General features: G+C 53.5%; 2 tRNA genes and 3 rRNA genes. All 5 read right to left on the minus strand.

What is annotated here, in order from left to right:
- Window positions 1-45 precede the first annotated feature (45 nt).
- Window positions 46-159: ribosomal RNA gene (gene rrf, locus P3T43_RS35220) — 5S ribosomal RNA — on the minus strand.
- Between the two features lie 217 nt (window positions 160-376).
- Window positions 377-3255 (minus strand): 23S ribosomal RNA (locus tag P3T43_RS35225).
- Between the two features lie 294 nt (window positions 3256-3549).
- Window positions 3550-3625, minus strand: a tRNA-Ala gene (locus P3T43_RS35230).
- Window positions 3626-3696: 71 nt separating this feature from the next.
- Window positions 3697-3773: transfer RNA gene (locus P3T43_RS35235), tRNA-Ile, on the minus strand.
- Between the two features lie 80 nt (window positions 3774-3853).
- Window positions 3854-5384: ribosomal RNA gene (locus P3T43_RS35240) — 16S ribosomal RNA — on the minus strand.
- Together the 16S, 23S and 5S rRNA genes with 2 tRNA genes alongside form the textbook arrangement of a ribosomal RNA operon.
- Between the last annotated feature and the right edge of the window lie 133 nt (window positions 5385-5517).

Raw genomic sequence — 5517 nt, forward strand, 5'->3', positions numbered from 1 at the left:
CAGAAACCCCACCTTGTGGGGTGGGGTTTCTGTTGCTGCTAGGGAGCCTGACGATTACCTACTTTCACACGGGTAATCCGCACTATCATCGGCGTGGAGTCGTTTCACGGTCCTGTTCGGGATGGGAAGGGGTGGTACCGACTCGCTATGGTCATCAGGCATGACTTGTTGTCATGTCGCCTTTGGGGGCGGCACAACCAATCTGGAAGAAGTAGTTTCTGGTGATGCTCACCAGAGGGGGAGTTGTGTTGTTTCCGGCACAACACTGATCTCTCAACCTGTGTGCTGTCTTGCCCCCTTCCGGAGTACCCCCTTCGGGGGTGGGATCCGCGTAAGTGCTGAAGCACTGACGCTGATCGCAAAACACACCTGTTATAGGATCAAGCCTTACGGGCAATTAGTATCAGTTAGCTTAACGCATTACTGCGCTTCCACACCTGACCTATCAACGTCCTGGTCTTGAACGACCCTTCAAGGGGCTCGAAGCCCCGGGGATATCTCATCTTAAGGCGAGTTTCCCGCTTAGATGCTTTCAGCGGTTATCTCTTCCGAACATAGCTACCCGGCGATGCCACTGGCGTGACAACCGGTACACCAGAGGTTCGTCCACTCCGGTCCTCTCGTACTAGGAGCAGCCCCCTTCAAATATCCAGCGCCCACGGCAGATAGGGACCAAACTGTCTCACGACGTTTTAAACCCAGCTCACGTACCTCTTTAAATGGCGAACAGCCATACCCTTGGGACCGGCTACAGCCCCAGGATGAGATGAGCCGACATCGAGGTGCCAAACACCGCCGTCGATATGAACTCTTGGGCGGTATCAGCCTGTTATCCCCAGAGTACCTTTTATCCGTTGAGCGATGGCCCTTCCATACAGAACCACCGGATCACTATGACCTGCTTTCGCACCTGCTCGACTTGTCGGTCTCGCAGTTAAGCACGCTTATGCCATTGCACTATCAGCACGATTTCCGACCGTACCTAGCGTACCTTCGTACTCCTCCGTTACACTTTGGGAGGAGACCGCCCCAGTCAAACTGCCTACCATGCACTGTCCCCAGTCCGGATAACGGACCAAGGTTAGAACCTCAAACAGATCAGGGTGGTATTTCAAGGTCGGCTCCACGCAGACTGGCGTCCACGCTTCAAAGCCTCCCACCTATCCTACACAGACCGGTTCAAAGTCCAATGCAAAGCTACAGTAAAGGTTCATGGGGTCTTTCCGTCTAGCCGCGGGGAGATTGCATCATCACAAACACTTCAACTTCGCTGAGTCTCGGGAGGAGACAGTGTGGCCATCGTTACGCCATTCGTGCAGGTCGGAACTTACCCGACAAGGAATTTCGCTACCTTAGGACCGTTATAGTTACGGCCGCCGTTTACCGGGACTTCAATCAAGAGCTTGCACCCCATCATTTAATCTTCCGGCACCGGGCAGGCGTCACACCCTATACGTCCACTTTCGTGTTTGCAGAGTGCTGTGTTTTTATTAAACAGTCGCAGCCACCAGTTTATTGCAACCCCTTCACCCTTCTGGCGCAGGCCAGTCAAGCTACAGGGGCGTACCTTATCCCGAAGTTACGGTACCAATTTGCCGAGTTCCTTCTCCCGAGTTCTCTCAAGCGCCTTAGAATACTCATCTCGCCCACCTGTGTCGGTTTGCGGTACGGTCTTGTTAAACTGAAGCTTAGAGGCTTTTCTTGGAACCACTTCCAGTTGCTTCGTCTCCTGAGAGACTCGCCTCACACCCTTGAATTCCGCGCCCGGATTTGCCAAAGCGCCTTCTCCAATGCAAGGACCGGGACTTCCAACACCCGGACAACCTTCCGCGATCCGTCCCCCCATCGCATTTAACAATGGTGCAGGAATATTAACCTGCTTCCCATCAGCTACGCATTTCTGCCTCGCCTTAGGGGCCGACTCACCCTACGCCGATGAACGTTGCGTAGGAAACCTTGGGCTTACGGCGAGGGGGCCTTTCACCCCCTTTATCGCTACTCATGTCAGCATTCGCACTTCCGATACCTCCAGCACACTTTTCAATGCACCTTCGCAGGCTTACGGAACGCTCTCCTACCATGCACATAAATGTGCATCCGCAGCTTCGGTATATTGCTTAGCCCCGTTACATCTTCCGCGCAGGACGACTCGATCAGTGAGCTATTACGCTTTCTTTAAAGGATGGCTGCTTCTAAGCCAACCTCCTGACTGTTTTAGCCTTCCCACTTCGTTTCCCACTTAGCAATATTTGGGGACCTTAGCTGGCGGTCTGGGTTGTTTCCCTCTTGACACCGGACGTTAGCACCCGATGTCTGTCTCCCGTGATTGCACTCTTCGGTATTCGGAGTTTGCTATGGCGAAGTAATCCGCAATGGACCCTTCAACCATGACAGTGCTCTACCCCCGAAGGTGATACACGAGGCACTACCTAAATAGTTTTCGGAGAGAACCAGCTATTTCCAGGTTTGTTTAGCCTTTCACCCCTATCCACAGCTCATCCCCTAACTTTTCAACGTTAGTGGGTTCGGACCTCCAGTACGTGTTACCGCACCTTCATCCTGGCCATGGATAGATCACCTGGTTTCGGGTCTACACCCAGCGACTGAACGCCCTGTTCGGACTCGCTTTCGCTACGCCTGCCCTAATCGGTTAAGCTTGCCACTGAATGTAAGTCGCTGACCCATTATACAAAAGGTACGCCGTCACCCCTTGCGAGGCTCCGACTGTTTGTATGCATGCGGTTTCAGGATCTGTTTCACTCCCCTCCCGGGGTTCTTTTCGCCTTTCCCTCACGGTACTGGTTCACTATCGGTCGATCACGAGTATTTAGCCTTGGAGGATGGTCCCCCCATCTTCAGACAGGATTTCACGTGTCCCGCCCTACTTGTCGTACACCCAGTTCTTCCCCGCTGTTTTCGTCTACAGGGCTATCACCTGCTATGGCGGCACTTTCCAGAGCCTTCGACTAACAATGAAGATAAAGAGTACAGGCTGGTCCCATTTCGCTCGCCACTACTCTGGGAATCTCGGTTGATTTCTTTTCCTGCGGCTACTTAGATGTTTCAGTTCGCCGCGTTCGCTTCGCACAGCCTATGTATTCAGCTGCGGATACTCCATTCGGAGTGGGTTTCCCCATTCGGACATCTACGGATCAAAGCTCGTTTGCCAGCTCCCCGTAGCTTTTCGCAGGCTACCGCGTCCTTCATCGCCTGTGATCGCCAAGGCATCCACCACATGCACTTGTTCGCTTGACCCTATAACGGGTGCGTCTCTTTCAAGACTCACACATTACAGGTTGAGTATTCGTGTTGCGCCGTATTCCAAAGCAATCTTTCGATCACTTAAAAATACATTCGATACAATCACAACCCTGATTCACCTACTCAATCACCCATCTCCAGGTGATCTTTCGTGAATCTCTTTACTACTTCTTCCTGATTGTTAAAGAACGACAGCCGATATCGCGGTTGCTATAACCACGTATCACTCTGACTGGCTCAATCGCCAATGCAAAATGTTCACCCGCGTGAACGCTTGGCATTGAAGATTGGTGGAGGATGACGGGATCGAACCGACGACCCCCTGCTTGCAAAGCAGGTGCTCTCCCAGCTGAGCTAATCCCCCAGTCATGCACAGATAACCCGTCCGCTACGACCCACGGATTGATCGATCAGCCGCAGCCACCGCAGAAACAGTGGTGGGTCTGGATGGATTCGAACCATCGACCCCCGCCTTATCAAGACGGTGCTCTAACCGACTGAGCTACAGACCCCTGAGCCTGTCTGCGTATCTGTCTTCAATTTCACAGCCGATAAGCGTGAGCGCTCAACGCATTGACACGTTTAGCTCGAGAAAGGAGGTGATCCAGCCGCACCTTCCGATACGGCTACCTTGTTACGACTTCACCCCAGTCATGAATCCTACCGTGGTGACCGTCCTCCTTGCGGTTAGACTAGCCACTTCTGGTAAAACCCACTCCCATGGTGTGACGGGCGGTGTGTACAAGACCCGGGAACGTATTCACCGCGGCATGCTGATCCGCGATTACTAGCGATTCCAGCTTCACGCACTCGAGTTGCAGAGTGCGATCCGGACTACGATCGGTTTTCTGGGATTGGCTCCCCCTCGCGGGTTGGCGACCCTCTGTTCCGACCATTGTATGACGTGTGAAGCCCTACCCATAAGGGCCATGAGGACTTGACGTCATCCCCACCTTCCTCCGGTTTGTCACCGGCAGTCTCCCTAGAGTGCTCTTGCGTAGCAACTAGGGACAAGGGTTGCGCTCGTTGCGGGACTTAACCCAACATCTCACGACACGAGCTGACGACAGCCATGCAGCACCTGTGTATCAGTTCCCTTTCGGGCACCCCCACCTTTCAGCAGGGTCCTGACCATGTCAAGGGTAGGTAAGGTTTTTCGCGTTGCATCGAATTAATCCACATCATCCACCGCTTGTGCGGGTCCCCGTCAATTCCTTTGAGTTTTAATCTTGCGACCGTACTCCCCAGGCGGTCAACTTCACGCGTTAGCTACGTTACCAAGTCAATGAAGACCCGACAACTAGTTGACATCGTTTAGGGCGTGGACTACCAGGGTATCTAATCCTGTTTGCTCCCCACGCTTTCGTGCATGAGCGTCAGTATTGGCCCAGGGGGCTGCCTTCGCCATCGGTATTCCTCCACATCTCTACGCATTTCACTGCTACACGTGGAATTCTACCCCCCTCTGCCATACTCTAGCCCGCCAGTCACAAATGCAGTTCCCAGGTTAAGCCCGGGGATTTCACATCTGTCTTAGCGAACCGCCTGCGCACGCTTTACGCCCAGTAATTCCGATTAACGCTTGCACCCTACGTATTACCGCGGCTGCTGGCACGTAGTTAGCCGGTGCTTATTCTTCCGGTACCGTCATCCCCCCGCCATATTAGGGCAGAGGATTTCTTTCCGGACAAAAGTGCTTTACAACCCGAAGGCCTTCTTCACACACGCGGCATTGCTGGATCAGGCTTTCGCCCATTGTCCAAAATTCCCCACTGCTGCCTCCCGTAGGAGTCTGGGCCGTGTCTCAGTCCCAGTGTGGCTGGTCGTCCTCTCAGACCAGCTACAGATCGTCGCCTTGGTAGGCCTTTACCCCACCAACTAGCTAATCTGCCATCGGCCGCCCCTCTAGCGGGAGGTCCTAAGATCCCCCCCTTTCCTCCGTAGAGCGTATGCGGTATTAATCCGGCTTTCGCCGGGCTATCCCCCACTACAGGACACGTTCCGATGTATTACTCACCCGTTCGCCACTCGCCACCAGGGTTGCCCCCGTGCTGCCGTTCGACTTGCATGTGTAAGGCATGCCGCCAGCGTTCAATCTGAGCCAGGATCAAACTCTTCAGTTCAATTCCTGTTACTGTTTTCGGTTCTGTTACGAACCGGTCGCTCACTCAACGTACTGACGATTGATCATCCTGTCCGAAAACAGGAAAACCTTTCCTTTCATTACTGTGTGAGACTTGATACTTTCGCTTTTGC

The sequence above is a fragment of the Paraburkholderia sp. GAS41 genome, from assembly GCF_050436545.1.
GTDB lineage: Bacteria > Pseudomonadota > Gammaproteobacteria > Burkholderiales > Burkholderiaceae > Paraburkholderia.